17 protein-coding genes are annotated in these 23,414 nt (G+C 42.9%); 10 read left to right on the forward strand and 7 right to left on the reverse strand.

What is annotated here, in order from left to right; translation table 11 throughout:
* Window positions 1–46 precede the first annotated feature (46 nt).
* The 7 genes from hslO to ACU0NF_RS02905 all read left to right on the forward strand — a co-directional run bounded on the left by hslO (window position 47) and on the right by ACU0NF_RS02905 (window position 4,766).
* Complete coding sequence (gene hslO, locus ACU0NF_RS02875; RefSeq protein WP_370982684.1) at window positions 47–922, forward strand: Hsp33 family molecular chaperone HslO; 876 nt, start codon at window positions 47–49, stop codon at window positions 920–922.
* A 227-nt stretch (window positions 923–1,149) separates the two neighbouring features.
* Window positions 1,150–1,605 (forward strand): DUF2147 domain-containing protein, encoded by a 456-nt coding sequence (locus ACU0NF_RS02880; protein WP_445660068.1) that lies wholly within the window; start codon window positions 1,150–1,152, stop codon window positions 1,603–1,605.
* A gap of 252 nt (window positions 1,606–1,857) precedes the next feature.
* Window positions 1,858–2,289 carry a DUF2147 domain-containing protein gene (locus tag ACU0NF_RS02885; protein ID WP_445660069.1) on the forward strand — a complete coding sequence of 144 codons (432 nt, stop codon included), beginning with the start codon at window positions 1,858–1,860 and terminating at the stop codon, window positions 2,287–2,289.
* A 183-nt stretch (window positions 2,290–2,472) separates the two neighbouring features.
* Window positions 2,473–2,940, forward strand: a complete 468-nt coding sequence (locus tag ACU0NF_RS02890; protein ID WP_131385316.1) for a DUF2147 domain-containing protein — start codon at window positions 2,473–2,475, stop codon at window positions 2,938–2,940.
* 144 nt (window positions 2,941–3,084) lie between these two features.
* Window positions 3,085–4,053: a DnaJ C-terminal domain-containing protein gene (locus ACU0NF_RS02895; protein WP_445660070.1), complete on the forward strand. Its 969-nt coding sequence runs from the start codon at window positions 3,085–3,087 to the stop codon at window positions 4,051–4,053.
* 10 nt (window positions 4,054–4,063) lie between these two features.
* The gene (locus ACU0NF_RS02900) at window positions 4,064–4,402 is read left to right on the forward strand and encodes a chaperone modulator CbpM (RefSeq protein WP_131385319.1); all 339 of its coding nucleotides are present in this window, start codon (window positions 4,064–4,066) and stop codon (window positions 4,400–4,402) included.
* Window positions 4,403–4,499: 97 nt separating this feature from the next.
* The gene (locus ACU0NF_RS02905; RefSeq protein ID WP_131385321.1) at window positions 4,500–4,766 is read left to right on the forward strand and encodes a YdcH family protein; all 267 of its coding nucleotides are present in this window, start codon (window positions 4,500–4,502) and stop codon (window positions 4,764–4,766) included.
* Window positions 4,767–4,893: 127 nt separating this feature from the next.
* Here ACU0NF_RS02905 and ACU0NF_RS02910 read toward each other — a convergent pair whose 3' ends face one another.
* From ACU0NF_RS02910 to ACU0NF_RS02935, 6 genes are all read right to left on the reverse strand, one after another.
* A complete protein-coding gene (locus ACU0NF_RS02910; protein ID WP_445660071.1) occupies window positions 4,894–6,129 on the reverse strand; it encodes a magnesium transporter CorA family protein in 1,236 nt (411 codons plus the stop codon).
* Between the two features lie 256 nt (window positions 6,130–6,385).
* Window positions 6,386–8,473 (reverse strand): polyribonucleotide nucleotidyltransferase, encoded by a 2,088-nt coding sequence (gene pnp, locus ACU0NF_RS02915; RefSeq protein ID WP_445660128.1) that lies wholly within the window; start codon window positions 8,471–8,473, stop codon window positions 6,386–6,388.
* A gap of 253 nt (window positions 8,474–8,726) precedes the next feature.
* Window positions 8,727–8,996: a 30S ribosomal protein S15 gene (gene rpsO, locus ACU0NF_RS02920; protein ID WP_067722305.1), complete on the reverse strand. Its 270-nt coding sequence runs from the start codon at window positions 8,994–8,996 to the stop codon at window positions 8,727–8,729.
* 974 nt (window positions 8,997–9,970) lie between these two features.
* Window positions 9,971–11,746: an exodeoxyribonuclease V subunit alpha gene (recD, locus tag ACU0NF_RS02925; RefSeq protein WP_445660072.1), complete on the reverse strand. Its 1,776-nt coding sequence runs from the start codon at window positions 11,744–11,746 to the stop codon at window positions 9,971–9,973.
* Between the two features lie 63 nt (window positions 11,747–11,809).
* Complete coding sequence (locus ACU0NF_RS02930; RefSeq protein WP_445660073.1) at window positions 11,810–15,511, reverse strand: UvrD-helicase domain-containing protein; 3,702 nt, start codon at window positions 15,509–15,511, stop codon at window positions 11,810–11,812.
* A gap of 6 nt (window positions 15,512–15,517) precedes the next feature.
* On the reverse strand, window positions 15,518–19,210 hold the full coding sequence (locus ACU0NF_RS02935; protein WP_445660074.1) for an exodeoxyribonuclease V subunit gamma: 3,693 nt from the start codon (window positions 19,208–19,210) through the stop codon (window positions 15,518–15,520).
* A 184-nt stretch (window positions 19,211–19,394) separates the two neighbouring features.
* On the opposite strand from ACU0NF_RS02935, the gene ACU0NF_RS02940 reads away from it, so the two are divergent.
* A complete protein-coding gene (locus ACU0NF_RS02940; protein ID WP_445660075.1) occupies window positions 19,395–19,901 on the forward strand; it encodes a hypothetical protein in 507 nt (168 codons plus the stop codon).
* A gap of 67 nt (window positions 19,902–19,968) precedes the next feature.
* On the opposite strand, the gene pap is transcribed toward ACU0NF_RS02940, so the two are convergent.
* Window positions 19,969–21,387: a polyphosphate:AMP phosphotransferase gene (gene pap / locus ACU0NF_RS02945; protein ID WP_445660076.1), complete on the reverse strand. Its 1,419-nt coding sequence runs from the start codon at window positions 21,385–21,387 to the stop codon at window positions 19,969–19,971.
* A gap of 207 nt (window positions 21,388–21,594) precedes the next feature.
* On the opposite strand from pap, the gene ACU0NF_RS02950 reads away from it, so the two are divergent.
* Entirely contained in the window at window positions 21,595–22,299 is a 705-nt protein-coding gene (locus ACU0NF_RS02950) for an FFLEELY motif protein (RefSeq protein WP_445660077.1), read from the forward strand.
* A gap of 167 nt (window positions 22,300–22,466) precedes the next feature.
* Complete coding sequence (gene ubiE, locus ACU0NF_RS02955; RefSeq protein ID WP_131385339.1) at window positions 22,467–23,411, forward strand: bifunctional demethylmenaquinone methyltransferase/2-methoxy-6-polyprenyl-1,4-benzoquinol methylase UbiE; 945 nt, start codon at window positions 22,467–22,469, stop codon at window positions 23,409–23,411.
* Window positions 23,412–23,414: the final 3 nt, after the last annotated feature.

A 23,414-nucleotide genomic window follows, 5' to 3' on the forward strand; every position in this document is an offset into this window, starting at 1 on the left:
TGTTTTACAATGTAGACACCATTAACACGGGCTATTGGAGAAATTTATGTCTGAATCACGTCAACGCTTTTATATTGAAAATTGCCCGGTTCGTGGGGAAGTGGTGCATCTCGAAAAAGTTTTGCAAACCATTCTTGCCCAACGTGACTACCCGCAAGCCATTCAAATCCTTTTGGGGGAAATGCTCAGTGCGACCGCCCTACTGGCAAGCACCCTTAAAATTAAAGGACGTATTAGCCTTCAAATTCAGGCAGCAGGTACATTCAAATGGGCCATGGCGGAATGCAACCATTTAGGTCAAATACGTGCTTCAGCCGATTACGAAGAAGATCCACGCTTCATCGAAGCAGAGGATAGCAGTACGGTTTTCAAAGCACTGGTCAGCCCGGTACTGTTTATTAATATTGAACCTGAATTTGGTGAACGCTATCAAGGTATTGTTCCTATTGAACACGATACCCTAGCCGGCTGTTTGATGCAGTATTATGATTTATCTGCACAAATTCCAACAAAAATCATGTTAGCCAGCACCACCGAACGTTCTGGCGGTTTACTCATTCAACTGTTGCCGCGCATCAATGAAGAAGAGCAGCAACTTGTCGATGATGATCTCTGGCCACGCCTAACCATGCTGACTGACACATTAAAGCCAGCAGAACTGACCGACCTTGAAGCCACAGAAATTCTCTACCGTTTGTATAACGAAGAAGATGTTCGGTTACCCGAAGTTGAACAATTAAGCTTTGGTTGTACCTGTTCTAAAGAGCGTTGTGCCAATGCACTGATTCAAATTGGGGTTGAGGCGGTACGTGAAACCTTGGAGTTTCAAAACCCGATTACCATGGACTGCCAATTCTGCAGTACGCGTTATACCTTTACGGCCGAAGAAGCCTTTGGCTTATTTGGTCAACATCTGAGTTAATTCAGCTTCAAGCCTATAAAAAAATCCATAAAAAGAGTAGCGTTATCGCTGCTCTTTTTTATGCCCAAATTTAATGCCCCGTCTGTCTGCCAACCTGTTTAGATCTAGGTTGGTGACTTGTAATCTGATTATTTTTAAGTAAAATTCCATACCGAAATAAAGCAAATAATCTCAATAAAGCTTTTATTTTTCATACATAAAAATAAATTAATGACTGGAATGTTTACATGAACACAAAAATAATTTTGGGTGGATTGGTGCTTCTTGCCAGCAGTATCCTTCATGCGGAAACGCCTGACTTAACCGGCACATGGAAAACCATTGACGACAAAACCGGATATGCACGTGCAGATGTTTTAATCACCCAGCAAAAGAATGGAACTTACTCGGGAAAAATTGTCAAAGTTCATGCCATTCCAAACCGCCCTGCCATTGATCATTGTAAAAAATGTAAAGGAGCATTAAAAAATGCACCGCTCATTGACCTTCCCATCCTTTCAGGCTTTAAGCAGAACCCCAAGAATAAAGATGAATTTATTGATGGCCATGTTCTAGATCCACTTTCAGGTCATGTCTACCAGGGCAAAGGACGCCTTAATGCACGCGGAAATGTGCTTACATTACGTGGATTTGTAGGCACCAGCCTGTTAGGTCGAACAGTGTCATGGATTAGGACTGAATAAAAATACTCTACAGTCATTCCAGGTTTTCATAAAAACTTGTGATTTTATCCAGAGCATTTCTTAATTTGTTTTTACAACCTTATTCACATAATAAAGTTATTAATTTTTATTTATTTAACTGGTAATACCCCGTTAAATTCGTTATAAATAAAACCATAATTTTTTTATGCCTTTATTGTGTTAGGTATGCTTTCTCTCATTTTTCTTGGGGTTAAACGGTTTATGAACTCAAAATTACGCATGTCTTTTTTTATGTTATTCACTATAACCGTCAGCTGTTCTGGCTTTGCTTCTAGCGACCCTTTAATTGGCCAGTGGAAAACCATTGATGACCGAACTGGCTACTCGCTATCGGATGTGATCATTCAAAAAGATAAGAGTAATCATTATTCCGCTAAAATTATCGATGTTCGTGCGGTACCTGGAGCCTATCTAAATTCGGTTTGCGAAAAATGTAGTGGTGCAAATAAAAATAAACCTCTTGTGGGCATGACCACGCTGTCTGGTTTAACACTCAATCCAGAGAAGAATAATGAATTTATTGACGGTACTTTTCTAGATCCTGTTACCGGACAGCAATACCCTGCTCGTGCCCGACTGGGCAATCATGGAAAACATTTAATCATTCGTGGCTCTAAAGATGGCTCAGCGGTCGGCCGAAACATCACTTGGGTCAAAATTTAATTTTCTAAAAGCCCTTTTTGGGCTTTTTTAACATCTAATGATTCGAAACAATAAATCAACAAGCATAATCCGTTGTTTTTGTGAAATATTTGGCTTTTTATTTGTTTGATTTTTCAAGCAATTATCGCTATAAATTAGGCGTTTTACTCTAAAACTAAAAATATTTCATTTTAAGGGGGATTAATGAAGAATTTATATAAAGGTATTTTTGCAGGGGCAATATTGGCCACACTTTCTTGCTTCAGTTTTGCTGAAAACGGAACTGATCCTTTGGTCGGCAAATGGAAAACCATTGATGACCGAACGGGTTATTCGCGTGCCGATGTTGAAATTAGTAAAAAGCCAGATGGCAGCTACGAAGGTGTTATTGTAGCCACCCGCAATATTCCGGGAACCGAAAAAATGGTGATCTGTTCTAACTGTCCGGGCCACTTAAAAAACAAACCTTTTCTCGGTTTACCTTTTATCTGGGGATTTAAACAAAATCCGGATAACCCGCGTGAATTTAATTCTGGCCGGGTGCTTGATCCTATTGGCGGTAAAATTTACAAAGGTAAGGCACGCCTAAGTGCAAGCGGCAAGCATTTAAACCTCCGTGGTTATGTTGGTGTATCCGTGATTGGACGCAGTGTAACCTGGATTAAATATTGATCTTGTTCAATATTTCCAAAGGCTCCTGAAAGGGAGCTTTTTTTTCGTCATAATTTGAAACAATAAGGTACAGATCTACACTATTTCAGTTTTATGAAAGGCACAATAATGATTAAAACCTAGCCAATTTTAGCTTCTTATTTTATGTCTAAAAGTCATTATGAAGTTCTTGGCATTACGCGTAATGCTACCCCAGATCAAATAAAGAAAGCCTATCGGAAACTGGCTCGAAAATATCATCCCGATGTAAGTAAGGAAGCGGATGCGGAAGAAAAAATGCAGGCAGTTAACGTGGCTTACGACACTTTAAGCAATCAAGAGAAAAAAGCTGAGTATGATTTTCAGCTCGATCATCCTGAAGCTTTTTATCAGTCTGGGGCAAATACAGGGACAGGCGGCTTTGATAACGCGCACTTCTACCGCCAGGGATTTGACCAGCAGGGCCATTCAGACTTTAGTGGCTTTGAAGATCTTTTCGGACGTTTCGGTTCAGGCTTTGGCGGAGGCAATTATCAATATCAAAAGCAGCAAAGACAGCAGCAGCGCAGTTATCAAGGTGAAGACCAGCACGCCAGTATCGAAGTCGATGTTACAGTTGCATATCACGGGTCAACCCAACAGATTACCTTGCAAATTCCGACTTTAAATGCTTTGGGAGAGCCTGAAGTTCAGCGTAAAACTTTACAGGTCAAAATTCCGAAAGGGATGAAGGAAGGTCAACACATCCGCCTTGCAGGACAAGGTCAGACAGGAGTGAATGGCGGGAAAAATGGCGATCTTTATATTGAAATTCACTATAAAGACACGGAGAAAATTCGAGTTGAAGGCGCAGATGTTTACTACACCGTCAATGTTGCTCCCTGGGAAGCAGCACTAGGACAAAGTATTGAAACGTCAACGCCTGAAGGAAGTAAAGTGCAGGTGAATCTGCCTAAAAATGCCAAGACCGGTCAGCAGCTTCGGCTAAAAGATAAAGGGATCCCCGGTAAAACACCAGGTCATCTATTCCTGGTTTTAAATATCGTGTATCCAGCTGCACAAAATGAACATGAACAGCAGGCTTATCAAGCTTTTGCGGAAGCTTTTTCAGCATTTAAGCCTCGCAATGCTTAAGGAGAGAATCATGACCACTATTCATTATCGTGAAATTGTATGTGATGGGTCTAATCATGCCGAAGTCATTGATGAGCATCATAGTTTTGATTTAAAGCATTTTGCTGATGCCTGCGGACAAAGTCCGGAATGGGTTTTACAACTGCTCGAATACGATATTTTAGATACTCGCCCAGAAGAACGTATTCACCAGTTCTTTGGTGATGATGTTTCTCGTGCACGTCGGGCTTACCGTTTACAACGCGACTTTGATGCCAGCTTTTCTGCGGTGGCGATGATGCTGGATTTAATAGATGAGGTTCAACAATTACGCAAGCAAGTTAAGCACATGAATGTAAAAGGCTCTTGATTGAGCCTTTTAAACTGGATCGTACTGTTCGATATGGCCAAGTACGTGATGGTTATTTTTATCCTGAAAACCCACTTTGTGAGAATAATCTAGGCTTATGAAAACCAAAGAATGCAATAAAAAAGTGAAAAAGATGTTTCCTGAACATCAGGAACTCATCCATAAACTACGTCATGATGACCCCCATTTTGCAAAAATATTTGAAAGTCATCAGGAACTGGATAAGGAAATTACTCAGCTTGAACTCAATCCGGTCAATCTGATCAATGATGATATTGAGTCAATGAAGCGCAAAAAACTAAAAATAAAAGATGAGATATATAAAATACTAACGCGAACTGCTCAAGTGGGTGATCTGTCTTAGCTTTCAATCTTAATAAGCAAAGACACATCATTCCACTTATCTGATTTTAAGTTTAGGGCAAGCTATCTAGGTTGCGCTTAAAAATAGGATTTCTTTTTATAAAAAGCGATTTATAAAAAGCAAAGCTCTATTTTAACTTGGTCAGTTTTTCAACTTCTTTCATGGTTTCTTTAACCGATTGCTTAATTGGCTCATAATCCAGGAACCAGAACAGATTCACACGCTGATCTTTATGTTGTTGTGCCAACAGGTCAATCACACTCCTTTCCCCTCGCCCAACCAAATGTCTACGATAAAAATAATAGACCAACAATACAGTAGTGATGAGCATGACGACCAACATGCTCCAAAACCCGGTTGGAGATTTCAAACCTGGAATAAACTCAAAATTCATCCCATAAACTCCAGTCAATAGAGTCAGCGGTGCAAAAATGGCAGTAATAATCGCCAAGATGCGCATATTTTCATTGGTCTGGTTGGCGATGGCTGAAAAATGCAAGTCGATTGCAGCCTGAATGGAAGCACGCAGGCGAACAGTATGTTTTTGAATTCTCTCAACATGACTGACCAAATCATTCATGCGGACCAGCATGATATCCTGTCGTTCAGACCTCTTCTTGCCTTTTAAATGGGGGTAATTATCAACAATTTCATCTCGTAGTTCTTGTAAAGTATCAATCTGTTCTTCACAGAGATTTTCCACCTGTTGAAAAGACATGCTTTCCTGTAATAGCTGATTCCATTTGGTAAACCGGCGATGGCCTTGCAACAATTCCTGCTGCCAGAACTCCACCCGTCGGGTCAGCGGCACACGCAAATCCAGATAACCATCCACTATGCTATTCAGCAAGCGTAAGGATAAATCGAGCGGTGTAATCGGAAGTTTTCGTGACTTATTTTGTTCTTGAGTAGAACGGATAAAATTGGTTTCAATACGTGAAATATAATTTTCTACTGCTTTATTGCCTTGCTCACGCACCGTAATTAGTACCTGAGGCGTCATGATAAAACTAATTGGTGTTGTGGCTAAACCAAACGTGTTTTCATGCTGTTCAAGCGCCTGTTCGCCCGTTTCTATTTCATCATCTGGTGTAATCAGTTTACGAAAAATAAGTAAATCATATTCATCCATGGTATCAAATGCGCAAGGATGCTCTAAATTGAGAATATCTTTGACATGAAATTCGTTTAAGCATACAGGTGTATGCTGATCTATTTCTTTTTGCCACGCCTCCGCACGATTGACCACATCAGCCCGAGTACAATCGATCCAGATAAATTCAGGCTCGGCTTCAGCATTTAGCTGTTTTTGTACAAAAATATGATGTTCTGTCGGATGTTGGTAGAAATAATAAACCTGCATTAAAACAATTCTCTATTCACAATTTTGCTTTTTTGTTGTTACTCGATAGAAACTTGGCCCATTCAATCTATCGGTCTTAAAATTATGAGCTGAGCGCAGGACTTAAGCAATCAAATAAGATTTTATTTCCAAATGTCCTGCTCAGTTAAACTGCAAAAAAAAGCCCTGAACCAGCCAAAGTGATGACTTTGGCGAAGCTCAAGGCTTTTCATGTATTTGCATTCACATGCGTTAACACATGTGAATATTCAAGACATTAAACTTGTTCGATGTCTTTCATGGTCAATTTAATACGACCACGGTTATCAACGTCAGCAACTTGTACTTTAATTTCCTGACCTTCTGTCAATACGTCTGCAACATTGGCAATACGTTCGTTAGAAATTTGAGAAATATGAAGTAGACCGTCAGTACCTGGCATGATGTTTACAAACGCACCGAATTCAACGATACGAATCACTTTACCGAGGTAAATTGTACCTGGTTCGATTTCAGCAGTAAGTGCCTGGATTTTAGCAACCGCAGCAGCTGCAGCCGCTTTAGTTTCACCAAATACGCGAACTGTACCGTTATCTTCGATATCAATTGCAGCTTTAGTTTCTTCAGTGATTGCACGAATTGTCGCGCCGCCTTTACCGATTACATCACGGATTTTGTCTGGGTTGATGTTGATCACCTGGAATGTAGGCGCATGCATAGAAATTTCAGGACGAGCACGTGAAATCACTTGATTCATTGCATTCAGGATATGCATACGACCCGCATAAGCCTGGTTCAATGCAGCTTCCATGATTTCTTCAGTGATACCTTCAATCTTGATATCCATTTGAAGCGCAGTAATACCGTTTGCAGAACCGGCTACTTTAAAGTCCATGTCACCTAGGTGATCTTCATCACCCAAGATGTCAGAAAGAACTGCGAAACGTTCGCCTTCTTTCACTAGACCCATTGCGATACCCGCAACTGGCGCTTTCAATGGAACACCTGCATCCATAAGTGACAATGAAGCACCACATACAGAAGCCATTGAAGATGAACCGTTAGATTCAGTGATGTCCGATACAATACGGATGACGTACGGGAAGCGGTCAGCTGGTGGAAGCACGGCTTGAACACCACGGCGTGCCAAACGGCCATGACCGATTTCACGACGTTTAGGACCAGATTCACGACCTGTTTCACCTACAGAGTATGCAGGGAAGTTGTAATGCAACATGAAGTTGTCAGTTTTAGTACCTGACAAAGTATCAACCATCAATGCATCACGTGTATTACCCAAAGTCGTTGTTACCAACGCTTGAGTTTCACCACGTGTGAACAATGCTGAACCGTGTGCGCGGTCAAGAACGCCAACTTGTACGTCTAGGCCACGAACAGTTTTCGTGTCACGGCCATCAATACGTGGTTTACCAGATAAGATGTTGTCACGAACGGTACGGTATTTAAGGTCTTCAAATAGTTCGTTAACTTCGTCAGCAATACCTGTTTCATCATTTTCTGGAACGAACTGAGCAACAGCTTCAGCATAAAGTGCATCAAGTGCCGCATAACGGTCTTGTTTAACTGCAATTGTGTATGCTTCAGAGATTTTCGCTTCGAATGCTTCTTTAAGTTTGCCAAGAAGGTCTTCATTCTTCGCTGGAGCCACCCAAGTAGATTCAACTGCGCCTGCAGCAGCAGCAAATTCTTTAATCGCTTGAATCGCGATTTGCATTTCGTCATGACCGAAAAGCACAGCACCCAACATTTGGTCTTCTGAAAGTTCTTTCGCTTCAGATTCAACCATAAGCACTGCAGATTCAGTACCTGCCACAACAAGATCAAGATCAGATTCTTTCAATTGTTCGTGGTTCGGGTTAAGAATGTATTCACCGTTGATTAGACCAACACGCGCACCCGCGATAGGGCCACGGAACGGAGTACCGGCAATTGACATTGCAGCTGAAGTACCGAGCATTGCAGCAATGTCAGCATCCATAGTTTTGTCAGAAGAAATAACAGTGGCTGTTACCTGGATTTCGTTAAAGTAACCTTCTGGGAACAACGGACGAATTGGACGGTCGATTAAGCGTGAAATTAAAGTTTCAGCCTCGCTGGCACGGCCTTCACGTTTACCATAACCACCTGGGATACGGCCGGCAGCATATTGTTTTTCTTGATAGTTAACAGTAAGTGGGAAGAAATCCTGGCCTGCTTTTGCTTTTGGTTGAGCAACCACAGCAACAAGTACAGTAACACCGCCCATCGTGATTACAACTGTGTTGGCTTGACGTGCAACACGACCAGTTTCAAGTACAACCTGGTGTTGACCGAACTGGAATTCTTTACGAATGATATTAAACATCGACATGTATTTTTGTTTCCTGATTTTATTCTAGTGGAGACCCCTAAGGTTTGGCATTCACATTACTCAGCTGTAAGTATAAATGACAAAGCTTAGAAGCCGACCTCACCAGATTTTCAAAACACTAATTTAAGACACAAAGAAGGAGCGAAACAATCGCCCCTTCCCCTTACCTGGTTGGAGCCAGGTAGACTTTCTTTTTCAGTCTGACAGCATTCAAAATGCACTAGTCCGAAAAATAAGTTTAATCGAATTAACGACGTAAACCTAAAGCAGCGATCAAAGCGCTGTAACGAGTAGTATCTTTACCTTTAAGGTAGTCAAGAAGCTTACGACGTTGGTTAACCATACGGATAAGACCGCGACGGCTATGATGGTCGTGTTTGTGTTCTTTAAAGTGACCTTGCAAATCATTGATTTGTGCAGTCAACAAAGCTACTTGTACTTCAGGTGAACCAGTGTCGTTTTCAGCGCGAGCATATTTAGCAACGATCTCTGCGCGATCTGCGTTTGTTAAAGCCATTCGATTTCTCCGAGATGCTTAAAAAATTACATATGATAGGAATCAATCGATCACTCGATTGACTGCCGTGCATCACTACAGCAAGTGCGCTATTTTAAGGGAAAAGTCAGGTGATTGCAAAAATAGAAACATGTTTTCATCTTTTTATTTCAATTCGCTGATCAACTACAGTTTTTCTTGTTCTATCTTTAAATTTAACTTAGCAATCCAGTCATAAAATCACGCCCCGCAGATCCTTTGTTTTTTGTTATTTTCAATAAATATCATCTTAATCATGCTTAGTTATTCTATACATCATAACAGTACAAGATAAAAAAAAGCCCAAGCTAGGCTTGGGCTTTTTTGCGCTGTAGTTTCTTATGTTTTAATAATTATTATTTTATTTATAGTAATAATTTTCGCTTTTTCGCGGTTATTATTATAAACAATCCTTGTGTAACTGATCTTCCCTGTGTGATTGATTTTGCCATAAAGCTTTATGTAAAGAAGTCGCCTTTTACGTATCTATTTGTAAGCTTTTACGTACGTTAGTTAGCTTTTCAGTACCAATTCAATGTGACTTGTTTAACAAATTTATTTAAATACAATAACTAATTTATAATTTCGCGTTTATTCAATACAAACCCTGAAATTGCAGCTATTTTAAAATAAATTGTCTACTTTGATTATTATCCATGACAGATTAAGCAAATCATTTTGTGAAAAAGCCTCATGTTTTGCATATAAAAAAGCCCTGTAGTCTCTCCCAAAACTACAAGGCTTAGCGGCTGTAAGTTTCCTCTTTTTCCTTACTTCACTGTAAGTTCGCTGTCTTTCGACATTATTATTATATTTTATGGCGATTTTACCCAACTTTCCGTGTTGAGCTTTTTATGTGCAGCCATCATCTCAAAAACATTCATAAAGCTCTATGCGCCAATTTCTCGAATCGATGTAAGCCATTTCGTACAAAGGCAAAGATTATTAATTTATCGTTAATAATTCTGGGAATAACCCAGCAAATTATTAACCTGCTCTAATACCCCGCTTTTTCTCATGGTTTTAACGGTTAAAGATTGTATTAAGGCATCTGGGGCTGCCAAAAGACTCACGACCTTTTTGGCACGGGTAATTGCGGTATACAGTAATTCTTTACTTAATAAATCCTGTGCCATTTCATCCAAAACAACGGCGGTATGGGTAAATTCTGAACCTTGCGATTTATGAATCGTCAACACAAATGCCGTCTCAATACTTTTCGGTAAGCGGGTCGCAGGTACCCATTTTTCCAGACTGGGAAAATAAACTTCAAACTGAGACTGCCCATCACGACTGCGTTTAAAACAGATCCCGATATCCCCATTGGACAAGCCGAGTTGGTAATCGTTATAAGTCATCATTACGGGACGACCGACATACCAATCCCCTTGCTTGCTCATCTGTAGTGATAAAGCATCCAGTAAGCGCTGTTCGATCTGTAGATTCAGCTGGTTCAAACCCAAGGCACCATGTCGAATGGCAGCCAGAATTCGGTAATCATCAAAAACCTTGACGACTTGTGGCACCCAAAGTTCAGGTTCATCGGCCGTTAAATAGCTTTTCAAGACTTCAATATAATGTTGATAACCCAGCATCAGTTTGTCGTAATAGGGGCTTCGATCAAATTGCTTGGACATATGCTGTGGCAGATATTCCAGTTGAATCTGGTCATCCATTTCGGACTGAAGAAATACCATTTGGATTTCACTCGGATGAACCACTTGCTCGGCAAACTTTTCTAATAATGCTGCGCTATTTTGATTGGGTTGTTGCGCCTGAATAAATTTTGCCATTTGCCCAATCAATGCACCTTCTTTAAAACGGCGACTGGTGACCAGGTTGACCCGATTCTCGGCTAAAGCGGGAACTTGCTGTAAATCTGCCAGCACCGAACCGACATCAACTGCTGCCAACTGATCCGCATCGCCCAATAAAATTAACCGGGCATGATCAGGCACCGCAGACAGCAACATATTGGCCAGACTGAGGTCCAGCATCGAGGCTTCATCGACCACAATCACGTCATAGGGCAAAGGTTGTTTGGCATGAAAGCGTGGCTGATACGTCGTTCCCAGCCCCAATAATCGGTGAATGGTAATCGGATTGAGTTGTTTTAAATCATCCGTGACCAAGTCTTGCAGTTTTTCATCATTCAGCGAGTTTTGCAGCGCTTCTTTCATCCGCTGTGCAGCCTTACCGGTCGGTGCTGCCATGGCAATCCGAATATTCGGCATCGCTTGATTCAGCACGGCAATAATACGTGCCAGCGTATAGGTTTTCCCGGTTCCCGGGCCACCGGTAATAATGTTCAGCGCCTGCTTCGCCACCATACTTAAGGCTTGAATTTGGTGTTTATCTGTTAATAAATCGGGATAGGCTGAAATATCAACGGCTTCAATCTCTTGCTGTTTTAAGCGCACCACTTGCTGAGCCAAGGACTGTTCCAGTGCCCAATAGCGATATAAATACAAACGATTGTCTTCATAGACAAAGGGGGCAATCTGTTTCTGGATATTGGACACCGAAACTACTAAATCCTGCAGGGTATCGGCTTGCGCTTGAGTTGCAGAAATACAACTGTCGCCTTGTTGAATCGCGCCCAGAACTTGCTCGATAATGTCGCTGCTATTTTCCTGCTGTGATGTATGGCTAAAGGGCTTCTGGCGAATAAACTGACTCCAAGTGCTGATCCATGCAGCGCTTTGATCATCTTTATATTGTTTATTTTCCACACAGTTATCCTCAAAGTTATCCACAACTTAATCTATTGTTTAAAATCTACTAATTTCTACAAATCAGGCAATTTTGCTGCTTTTATCTTCAGCAAAGTAGCCCAAAATAGCATCAAGACGCAGGACAAATTCGGCATCTGGTTTCCAGTGATAAAAACCGTGTTCAGCCTGCCCATTCATGCCGCGCAGATACAAATAACTTGCCCCACCCAAATGCTGCTCAATGTCATAGTCCTGCATTTGCACGCTTAAATAACGGTGCAATGCCACCAGATACAATCCTGCCTGCAACCAGTAACTGGCTTGCGACATACTTTGCCTGATTTCCGTCTCGGCATAATGCGATTGATCGGTGCCTAAAAAGTTACTTTTATAATCGGCAATGTGATATTGCTGACCATCAAAATAAACCAGATCGATTGAACCGGTTAAATAGCGTGCAGAATTGGCCTGATTAAAATCCAGCATGTCTATGCCATATTCTGCATATAGTTGATGAATACGCTGAATCGCCAAGACATGATCGGATAAAGACAAATAGAAAGGAAATTCGGCCAGATGTTCATGTTCAGTCAGTTGATTCAGCTGAAAATCCTGATGCAAAGGCGTGACTAAAACCTGTTGCAGCCATTCACCCATCCAGGCAATCAGTTGTTCTTCATCCTGCTGCTGAAACTCTTGCTCATATTTATTTAAGAGTTCTAACCATAAACCCGGGTAGTCATTTTTAAAACGGCGGCGAATCTCCAAAGGCCAATCCTGCTGATTCTTGAAATCGATATGTTCAAAAATTTCATGCAGAAAAGTTCCCGCTACAGTACCCATCGGAAAATTACGCTTGATCCATGACAGCGGTTGGTTCGAAACGGTTTCAATCGATTCAATCACGTGAATTTCATCTGCCGCGCTGAGCATTTTTTCAGTATTCACCGCCAAGGCATCGATGGCCTGTTTACGCGTTAAATGCTGTGCCAGTGCACTAAAACTGGTTTTGGAACGTGGGTAGAAACGCTGCGTGGGAAATTCCAGTGCCTGTAAGGGCAAAGGTTGTTGCTGTTGTTTAGCCTGCAACTTAATCGGCTTTTCATTCAGCAAAGCTTCATCTGTACAGGCCGGATGATTAAAGTCCTGTCCACGCCAGAATGCCAAACCATGATTCGATTTGCCGTCCTGATCCTGCAACATCGCATAGACACGATGACTTGCTCGAGTGATTGCCACATACCAGAGCCGATGCTGTTCCGCCACAGCACGCGCATTGTGCTGATCAATTGCGCCTTGTTGCAGCAGGTTCTTGTCATTCACCGCAACCACACGTCGCACTTCAACTTTTCCTGTCACCGGATGGATATGCTCCACGGTAGAAAAGTTCAGGGTTTTGTTCATCTCCCTGAAGTCTTTATCTGCGCCGAGCAAGAAAACAATTTTAAACTCCAAGCCTTTGGACTGATGAATGGTCATCAGTTGCACCCCTGCTTCATTCGACAGTTTGCGCTCAAGTTCCCACTCGCGTTCCGCCGGAGATTGCAGTTGCTTCAAATACCAGTGATAGAGCTTTTGTGCGCCTTGATATTGCTCACTGTGCTGGCTGAGTAATTCAGTCAGATGGCGCAAGTTCACCACCGTGCGTTCATTATCGCGGCTTTGGGTAGCGACCAGGTTTTTCCAGACCTGAAATAAATTCAGGCAATACTGCCACGCGGTTAAGAAGCCCTTTTCCAACCACATTTCCCGAATGCAGTCAAAGTCATAAATGAACTGGCTCAAACCATCTGCCTGGGCCTCAAGCTGAATCAGTTGCTGTAAATTAAAACCCAGTAATCGGCTGAGCAAAGCCCGTTTAATTTTGCCTTCATCATAGGGATGCATGATCGCAGTCAGCACCGCACCGACATCTTTTGCGACCTGATGATCGAACACGCTGCGTTTCGATGGGCGATTAACCCGAATCCCCAGACGCTCCAATTCATATTGGACTTTGTCCAGACCATCATGGTTTTTCGATAAAATCGCAATATCATTTTCAATCAGATATCTCGGTCCAGTTTTTTCGACCAGATAGAGCTTTTCCTCAATGCCCTGATTGAGTAAATCGCGAATTTTCCACGCCACCTGAATCGGTTCGGCTTTTTTATCGATCAATTGCAGCCAGCGCAGCGGTTGATGGTTTTCACCTTGTCCATCAATAAGCGGTGGATGTGGACGAAAACCCACTTCAACCGGACTGTAAAAAACATCTTCACCAAAATCCATCTGGCGCTGGAATAAAGCATCGACCGCTTCCACCAGTGCCTTAACTGAACGATGGTTGTGTCGCAAACTGTATTCCTGACCGTGTTTGGACAGCACATCGGCACGGGCCTTGTTATAGGTCAGCATGTCGCCACCACGGAAACCGTAAATCGCCTGTTTCGGGTCACCGACCATGATCATGCAGCCTTGCATATAGCGCTTCTGACCCCGCCAGATTCGCGCCAGCATATCGTCCTGATCCTGGTTGGTATCCTGAAATTCATCTACTAAAATCAAGGGATAATGCGCCTGTACAAACTTGGCAAAACGCAGGCCTTGCTCGCCTTGCAAGGCTTCAGACAAAGTTCTAATCTGCTGGGCAAATGTGGTTTCACTTTTCTGCTGCAGCACTTGCGGCAAGCGTTTTTTCACTTCGCGGCTGAGATAAAATTTTAAATACGCATCCAGTAAATCCAGATCCATGCTGAGTTTGGATAGAGCCTCACAGAAACTTTTCAGCGATTGCATCACTACATGCTGCTCGAACTGGTTCAGTACATCTTCAGCACATTTATTCAGGACTTTTTTAGTCGCCAGATCGGTCAGATTTTTTAAGGTTTTTTCAAAATGCGGTGCAAATAAAGCATAGCTGTGCTGTTCAGCCAAAGCCTGAATAAAAGCAGGCAAATCATCACATAGCGTGCGTTGCATCAAGCCATCGGTGCGCCATTTTTTAGCAATCACCGAATGATACTGCCCATCCGCCAAATAATATTCGCTTAAGGTTGGAATCAGGCTTAAATCCAGCTGAATAAAGTTATCCACCAGCTGTTCAAACTGGTTTAAATCCAGTTCTGGCGCAGTGACTTCCTGAAACTGTGCCGAAGCGAAGTTCAGGGTGTTTTCCACCACAGGAACATAGGCCTCCTGCGACTTTAACTTTTGATTGAGCAGTAGATAATTGACCACATTTTGTGGCTGTAACTGAATCCATTCACGCAAGACATCATGAATCAGCTGATGGGTATAACTCTTGGCATCATCGGTAATATCAGCCCGTTCAATCTTGCCGCTTTCAAATGAAAACTCGCGCAATAATTTCTGACTGAAACTGTCCAAGGTACCGACAAACAGTTCATCCAGCTGATCAGTTACCAGCTTTAAACGTTCACGGGCAAAATCCACGCGCGTTGCATAATCAGTCAGCACTTTTTGAAATAAGGGATCGGTTTCAGCCGCAATTTTGGCCTGAATATCAGCCTCGGTCAGGGTTTGGCAACTTTCAAAATAACGTAAAGTTTCAACCAGACGCAGCCGAATCCGGTTTTTCAGTTCTGCTGCAGCGGCACGGGTAAACGTCGTCGCAATCACCTGATTCGGCAGATACTGATTCAGGAATATCCGCACCATCAGACTCGACAGGGTAAAGGTTTTACCTGTGCCGGCCGAAGCCTCAATCCAGTGCAAACCTTTGAATTGCATATCCGCAATCGGGTTAAAAGACATTCTTCTTAAGCTTTGAGGATGATTCATTTATTGTTATTCCTCAATGACTTGTTGATGCATAAATACCGGCTGATAAAGACGATAAGAGAATTGCGCGCAGGCATCTTCTAGCAATGCTGTGGCATCCTGTTCCTGTAAAATAAACTGCCAGTCCCGGTGCATTTTGGTGGCTTCATTATCGGCAACCGAAAAGCCCGTGAACTTGCCATCTTCATGCCAGTCTTTATAGATCACATCCATATCATCAATGCACATCTGGTTCTGTTCATTGGCTTGCCAGTCATGCTCCTTGTCTTTTTCAGCAATTTTCAGCAGCAAGGCTGCCGGTAAAACCAGCGGTTGGCTTTGCCCGTATTTCCAGGCTGCCAGCCAATGATCCAGCCACTCGCGTGCTTTATTCGAGGTCACGCCATGACATAAAATAGTTCGGTCACTAAACACCACAATCCGCGCCAGCTTTTCACCGCCCTCACCCATATTCAGATAAGCCAGCCAGAGCAGATATTCCAGCCAGACTTTGGCGCGACGCTTGGCACGTGCACTCGATGCTTCCAGGCTGACCCATTTTTCCGCGCTATTTTTCGGCAGGTTAATGTTCATATAAACATGATCATTGACCTTCCATACCTGTTGCGTGGTCGGAGTCACTTCAGTGGCGTATTTCAGCAATCGCGCTTTTAAGCGTTCTTGCTCCACCACACTCATCTGCCAGCTGCTTTGCTGCAGTTTGCCAATCGGCAATTGATCCATCAATAATTCAGGCTGTGCGGCACCCTCCTGCTTTTGCAGAAATTGGCGCACGGCATAACGTCCCAGACCATCGAGTAACAAAGGTTCCTGTACCGCAGGTAAATCTTCAGGACGCAAATTTTCCACGCCTAAGGTTTTTAAATATAGGCGTGCCGGGAAAGTCACATCCTGAATCCATTGATGGCTGTCGAGCACCTGAACATCCTGTTGCAGATGTTGATAGGGCGTATTGACCCAAGATGAGCGCTGTCCCGTGGCATGCCGAAGCTGCCCCGCCACACAGAACCATTGATCCTGATAACGCACCGGTCGAGCCGATTCAAATCCCACCGGATCAAAAGGCAATAAAGGATGTACATGATAAAGTGACTGCAGTTGTTCAGGCACCTCTATCCCATTAATCTCCACGGTTGCATCCGCTTCTGTATCGGGCTGTTTGCTTTGAACAATAAAGGCCAGATGCTGAACCAGTTCCTGCAGCACGGTTGATGGATCACGCACTTCACCATCACTGATATCGAAGCCGTTGTAGAACAGCCACAGGTTATCCTGAGCCAATAAAAGATTATCTAAAAATGCACCCTGATCATCTTCCAGACGCGAACGATCGCCCAACTGCGGTTTCAGCAAATCCATCAAATCGAAAGGTAAATGCTGGGTACGATTCGGAAACTTGCCGCTGTCGAGTCCAAGCATCACAATCAATTTATACGGTACAGGACGAATCTGCCCAATCTGGCTAAAGGTAATCTGCCCGGTCGGTTCAGCATGATCCAGCTGTGCTTCCAAAGTGGTGTTAATTTCCGCCAGCAAATAAGGCAACGGCAAACTTAAACTACGCAAGGCATGATGATCATGTTCATCATAGAAACTGGCCAGTGTCAGCATCCGTTCCTGTTTCTTGATAATTTTATAAACCGCGGTTAAGGATTCAACACCTGCCTCTTCAAACTCGGTAATGTCCTGCATCAGGCGTTTTAGCCACTGCTCTACCGCTACATTTTGGCCTTGCTCATGCGCAATCATCCAGTCACGGCGTGCGTCAAAATCCTGATAAATCTGAATCAACTTGGCAATCAACTCAAAGTCGCTTGGCAATACTTTGGCAAAACTCAGCGTGCCTTGAAACAAGCTATGTTCGGGAATGGCAATGCCCAAAGCCAGACGGTCAAGCGCAAATTTAAAACTAAATCGATAGTCCTCATCGCCCTCACACAAACTACGCTGTAAATGCTGAGCATCCAGTCCACGTTTAAAGCCGCCATCTATCAGCAACTGCGTCATGCGTTCAATCGAATTGACTTCTAAAGCGTAGCGCTGCTGGGTGGCTCCCAGACTAAGCCAGTCAGCAAAATCCTCAATCGTAAAACGCCGTTGAATCAGCTCAATTCGCCCGAGAACGGCTTTCCAGGCGTTTAGCGCATCCAGCTGGGTCACACCGGCAATTTTAATCGGCAAATACACACTGTCTTTAGAGAGTTGATGACTGCTGCCCGTTTTTTGCTGAATCAGGTCGCGTTCACTGGGCGGTGGGGCGAAGACACTGCGAATCAACGGTTCAAGCTCACTCAAGCTTGGGCTTAAAACCAAGATGTCACTTAGCCTGCGTGGCGCATCTTTTGTGCCTTGTGCCAGCCAGTGAATCAGTTGTTCCTTTAAAACTTCCAGCTGGCGCAAACTGGAATGACAGACATGAATCTGAATCGAATCATCCTGCTTATCCAAAGCATATTGATGCTTTTCAGGCTCGATCAGATACAACACATCCGACTGAATTTTACCGAGCAGCTTATCTTTATATTCATCCACAAAGGCATCTGCCCAAACCCCATCTTCGCCTGAAGACAAGTTGGACAACAAGGAAAAGTGATCCCGTGCCTGTTTACCAAAACGGGTGAGTAAAGGATGGCGAGATTCACGCTGTTCTGCATTGAAATTTAAGGTAAATTCCTGAAAGAACTTTTCAATATCGGCATCACTGGCTTTCGGGTTTTTGGCAATAAAACGCTCTTTCACGCGTACGTCGTAACGTGCTTTCCAGTTCGGATCGACACTGTCTGCCCAATATTCTTGCGATGGATTGTAATGCAGAATATAGATGTCAATGTATTGCCCCAAACGGCGTAAAAACTCTAGTTGCATCGGCGGCAAATCAAGCAGGGTAAAAATCACCAATTGTCGCGGCAGTTTTTTTAAGGCTGCTTTACGCGTTTCCGGATTGTCCAGAATTTCCCAGAACATCGCATCAATACTTTGCATTTGCTCAAAGTCTTGATGAAACACTTCCTGCCATAACCAGCGCTGCCACGCTTCCAGTTCACGGGCCTGATTTAGGGTAAAGTCGGAAATTTCAGTATTGGTTTTAAAGAACATGTCTTCAATTTGGAGTTCTTTGTTTTGTCCCCAAGACTGCAACCAGTTGCTTGGACAACTGCACATATTCGGTGGACAGTTTTTCTGGCAATGCCCGCGATATTCCATGTAATGGCTAAACAGGCGTGATACCTGTTCCGCCACCCAATACAGCATGCCCTGCTTTTTCAGCTGTTTTTCTATGCCTTGTTCCAAACGATCGGCACTGTCATAAATCCGCTGCACAATGGAATGTAAAGGATGATCAAGCGCTAAAGGATTTTGTTCGGCCTGAATAAAGCTTTTCAGCGCCTGAAACACGCGCCACTTAATAATAATGCGGGGAATATTGGCTTTACGGACTTGTTCTTTTTGCTCAACCAGCACCCATTGATAGGCTGACCATTGAAAACCACGAATACGGTGATGGAACTGGGTATTGGCACTGATGCCTTTTTGTTCTGCCAGTTTTTGGGTCAGCCATGCTTCCATCGCATGCGAGGGCACAATAAAATGCTGGGTTTGCAGGACCTGAAAAGGGGTCGTTGCAGGCGCATTCACCGTCGTCAGCATCGCATGTACAAGTACATCAATACGCTGACTTTGAATCACATGAATGGCCATGAATTACCTACCCCTTTATTTTTCAAAAATGAAATACCTACAAAAGCATAAAGATTATTTACTATACATCTGCGTCTGTCTATGTCACTTTTAGATTTCGGTTCGACTCAAAAATGCTTTGAAATTCGTACCTTAATAATGATTGAATAGAAAAAACCAACACCAAGTTCAAGGTATTTACATTATGAAAATAGACAAAATTCCAGACTCAATAGACGCCGCATTAAATTTGGATGCCATTCGTGCAGAATGCTTAGAACTTGTCAAAAAACGTGCTTATTTTTCTGCAGGTGCTGCTGTCGTGCCTGTTCCATTTCTGGATGTTGTCATCGACGTTGGGATTTTGTCACAACTCATTCCAGAAGTGAATGCACGTTTTGGTTTAGCCCCTGAACAAATCAGTGTCTATGACCCAAAAACCAAACAGGTTCAGTGGAATGAACTGCGTAAACGCGGGGTCGAATTTTCTGGTTTGGTGGTTGCTCGTACCGCAGTCAAAAAATCCCTCAACAATGTGGCAGCCAAGGTCATCACCAAACAGGTGACTAAATTTATTCCTTTAGGCGGGCAACTTATTGCGGCAAGTTTAGGTTATTTTGTAATGAAAAAAGTCGCTGAAGCGCATGTAGAAGAATGTTACAAAATTGCCAAAGGTATTCAACAAAAACAAAAGGCACATCTGGTGAATTAAAGCCGCAGTGCAAAATATTGCACAATCAAGGCAGCTTATCATCAAAAATTATTTCAAAGCTGAGAGCTTATTCTGCTCTCAGCTGTTTTAAAATGGCACGCAACACTTCTAGACGCGCCGTATTTTTATCATTATTAGCAATAATATACCAAGGTGCATAGGCGGTACTGGTTCGTTCGAACATATCTGCCGCGGCATTTAGATATTCATCCCATTTTTCACGATTACGCCAATCATCATCAGTAATTTTAAAGCGTTTGTGTGGAGTATCTTCACGTGCTTTAAAGCGTGCTGCTTGTTCATCTTTACTAATCGCCAGCCATAATTTGATCACCACCGTTTGACTATTCACTAAATCTTTTTCAAAGCGGTTAATTTCATCATAGGCACGTTGCCACTCAACCTGATTGGCAAAGCCTTCTACGCGTTCGACCAATACCCGCCCATACCAGGAACGGTCAAAAATCGTAATATCCTCATCGGTCTGTAATTTGTTCCAGAAACGCCACAAATACGGGTGACGCAATTCATATTTTTCAGGTGCGGCAATGGTGTGAATATCATATTCACGTGGATCAAGATTTTTGACGATACGTTTTATCACCCCCCCTTTACCTGCCGCATCCATGCCTTCAAAAACAATAATGGCGTCACGGTCATCCAGGCGCAGTGCTTCGGCCACTTTCAGCGACAGTTTTTTTAACTCTTTTTTATAGTCTTCATTACTTGCCGGCTGATTTTCTGGATGTAATAAAGCCTCGGGAATAACGGCCTGTTTCCACTTGTCTTTGCTTTGACTTACATGCTCGGGGCAATGTTCCAGGGCAGTTAGAATGGTTTGTGCAAATTGTTGATCTCGTGCTTTTTCATCTTCACATTCAATCACCGTCCAGTCCTCGGTGAAGCGCTGACGCAGTTTTTGCACATTGTCATATTGTTTTTTATTGCGCCAGTCCAGACCGTGCAGTTTATGCCAATGCACTTCACTCGGATCCATATTGTCTAGCCGTTTCTGCAAAGATTTCCACGACAGGTCAAACCAGATTTTAATTACGTCAACATGATTGTTTTTTAAATCCTGCTCAAAAGCACGCATATCTTTAATGTAGGCATCAAACACTGTTTCATTTAGGGGTTTGGACACATGCAAGGCGGTGACTAGCAAATCGCTGTACCAATTACCAAACATCACCATGATTTGCCCTTCAGCAGGAATGGAGGAGGCATAAGGCTGCCAAAAAGTTTGCTTCTGATCCAACATCAACGGTGGATCTGCCTTGACTCGCAAATAACGCGGATCGACCCATTCACGTAGTTGTTTGACTGACTCGCCTTTTCCCGCTAGCTCGATTCCATTGACTAAAACCAGTACGCTTTTAGCATTGTTCTGATCACGGGTATTTTTTAAAAGATATTGCGCTTCAATCAGACTCAAGGAGAGTTCATTTTCATCCAGCAGCTGCATTTCTCTTTTTTCTAAAGGCATATTATTCTCAAAGCTATTGTTCTTCATTTGAGTATAGCGAAGCTCAAAACCGCACAACAGAGCAAGATGTGCAGTTTATGTTGCTTAAAATTGTTTATTTCCAGATCAAACTGACCTATTTAAAGTCATTTTTTCATCACTTTGTCATAGCGGCTTTGTCCATCTCCCTCTAAGATTTACCCATCTGAAAAATAATAGAGATGCATGATGTCGAAACTGGCTGCACTGGATGACTTGTTAGAGTTGTACTATCAATTGAAATATCATCAAAATCCTGACATTTTCCAACGTCTTCAGGATGTGCAAGCCTGGCAAAAACAGCGCATGCAAAACACGCATACCCAAAAATTTGCAGAAAAACAGAATATTTTGATGTCTGAATACTTTCTGAATCGTCTGTATGGTGGTCCAGATTTCGACGCTTTGGCAGAGCAAATTGCACGTTTAAGCAAATATGCACATAAAGCTGAAAAGCTGATTCCAGAAAATGCCATTAAAACTGGTACCTCTGGTGTTGAATTGGCAATTTTGGCGGTACAACTGGATGAACAGGTCGCCATGCAACTGCTCGAAGACTATCATCCTTATGAAAGCTTAAGTGATGAGATGATGCGCCTGACTTATCTTAAACTGGATCAAGGACAACAGCGTTTAAAACAGCTGGACTTGCTGGATCAACTGGGTTTGAGTCTAGATAAATACATGCGCTCATTTGTGGTCTACACTGCGTTTAAAATGTGTAAAGGCACTGCTCACAAATACAACTTTCAAGTGATGTATGAATTTATGCAGGATGGCTTTTTAGCGATGAAACCGTTAAAGTCGGCAGAGAAGTTTGTTAAAGATTTTACTGCGGTTGAACGTCAAATCATTCATAAAGTTCATGCAGGCGACCCTACTCCATTTCAATAACCTGATGCTGTGATGGAAAGAGCACAATAAGCCGCGAATAAAAACACGCAGCAGATTTCTGTATATTATTCATAACAATTGCATGCGGATTGCTGTACAACGTCTTAGAATCTGTCATCATGCAAGCACTGCAATATTAACCCTATTTTTATGTTAGGAGTGACTCTATGTCTAACGAAAATCAAACGCCTGCTTCGACACCCGAGTCGGCACAAAATACAGACAAAGTGAGTCCATTCTTAACTGAACCCTTACCGCAAGGGACAGCCCAAGGTCAGCAACAAAGCTTACAACAACAGTTGACCGATACGCCTGTCACTGGTTCAGTACCTAAATACAATCTGCCGCGTGGCGCAAACACGGGCAATGTGGGCGAAACCACACACTTTGGTTTTCAAACGGTAAATAGCCAAGAAAAAGCTCAAAAAGTGGCGGAAGTGTTCCACTCAGTCGCCAGCAAATACGACATTATGAATGACTTGATGTCATTTGGTATTCACCGTTTATGGAAACGCTTTGCCATTAACATGTCTGGCGTACGTCGTGGTCAGCATGTACTGGATATTGCAGGCGGTACAGGTGACTTAGCTAAAGTCTTCAGTCGTGAAGTTGGTCCTACCGGTCATGTTGTTCTTTCAGACATTAACGAATCGATGCTCAATGTCGGTCGTGACCGTTTAATCGATGCCGGCTGTACCAATGTAGACTTCGTTTTAGCCAATGCTGAAACTTTAGAGCCATTTGCAGACAACAGTTTTGACTTACTCACCATCAGCTTCGGTTTACGCAACGTAACCGACAAGGATGCTGCACTCGCTGCGATGTACCGCGTACTTAAACCAGGTGGTCGCTTGTTAGTGCTTGAATTCTCTAAACCGGTATTTGAGCCATTCTCTAAACTGTATGACCTGTATTCATTTACCGCTTTACCGATCATGGGCAAAATCATTGCCAATGATTCAGAAAGTTATAAATACTTGGCCGAATCAATTCGTATGCACCCTGACCAACGTACTCTTAAAGGTATGATGGAAAATGCGGGCTTCCAGAACTGTGATTACCACAACTTAACCGGTGGTATTGTGGCGGTTCACCGCGGCTTTAAACTTTAAGGT

The sequence above is a fragment of the Acinetobacter sp. F16 genome (genome assembly GCF_052712855.1).

Excerpts from the sequence above, each read along its gene's own strand:
- ACU0NF_RS02895 (WP_445660070.1), top strand. The coding sequence starts at position 3,085 with ATGTCTAAAAGTCATTATGAAGTTCTTGGCATTACGCGTAATGCTACC.
- ACU0NF_RS02930 (WP_445660073.1), bottom strand. The coding sequence starts at position 15,511 with ATGAATCATCCTCAAAGCTTAAGAAGAATGTCTTTTAACCCGATTGCG.
- ACU0NF_RS02935 (WP_445660074.1), bottom strand. The coding sequence starts at position 19,210 with ATGGCCATTCATGTGATTCAAAGTCAGCGTATTGATGTACTTGTACAT.
- ACU0NF_RS02890 (WP_131385316.1), top strand. The coding sequence starts at position 2,473 with ATGAAGAATTTATATAAAGGTATTTTTGCAGGGGCAATATTGGCCACA.
- pap (WP_445660076.1), bottom strand. The coding sequence starts at position 21,387 with ATGCCTTTAGAAAAAAGAGAAATGCAGCTGCTGGATGAAAATGAACTC.
- ACU0NF_RS02910 (WP_445660071.1), bottom strand. The coding sequence starts at position 6,129 with ATGCAGGTTTATTATTTCTACCAACATCCGACAGAACATCATATTTTT.
- ubiE (WP_131385339.1), top strand. The coding sequence starts at position 22,467 with ATGTCTAACGAAAATCAAACGCCTGCTTCGACACCCGAGTCGGCACAA.
- ACU0NF_RS02905 (WP_131385321.1), top strand. The coding sequence starts at position 4,500 with ATGAAAACCAAAGAATGCAATAAAAAAGTGAAAAAGATGTTTCCTGAA.
- rpsO (WP_067722305.1), bottom strand. The coding sequence starts at position 8,996 with ATGGCTTTAACAAACGCAGATCGCGCAGAGATCGTTGCTAAATATGCT.
- hslO (WP_370982684.1), top strand. The coding sequence starts at position 47 with ATGTCTGAATCACGTCAACGCTTTTATATTGAAAATTGCCCGGTTCGT.
- pnp (WP_445660128.1), bottom strand. The coding sequence starts at position 8,473 with ATGTTTAATATCATTCGTAAAGAATTCCAGTTCGGTCAACACCAGGTT.
- ACU0NF_RS02900 (WP_131385319.1), top strand. The coding sequence starts at position 4,064 with ATGACCACTATTCATTATCGTGAAATTGTATGTGATGGGTCTAATCAT.
- ACU0NF_RS02940 (WP_445660075.1), top strand. The coding sequence starts at position 19,395 with ATGAAAATAGACAAAATTCCAGACTCAATAGACGCCGCATTAAATTTG.
- ACU0NF_RS02950 (WP_445660077.1), top strand. The coding sequence starts at position 21,595 with ATGTCGAAACTGGCTGCACTGGATGACTTGTTAGAGTTGTACTATCAA.
- ACU0NF_RS02885 (WP_445660069.1), top strand. The coding sequence starts at position 1,858 with ATGTTATTCACTATAACCGTCAGCTGTTCTGGCTTTGCTTCTAGCGAC.
- ACU0NF_RS02880 (WP_445660068.1), top strand. The coding sequence starts at position 1,150 with ATGAACACAAAAATAATTTTGGGTGGATTGGTGCTTCTTGCCAGCAGT.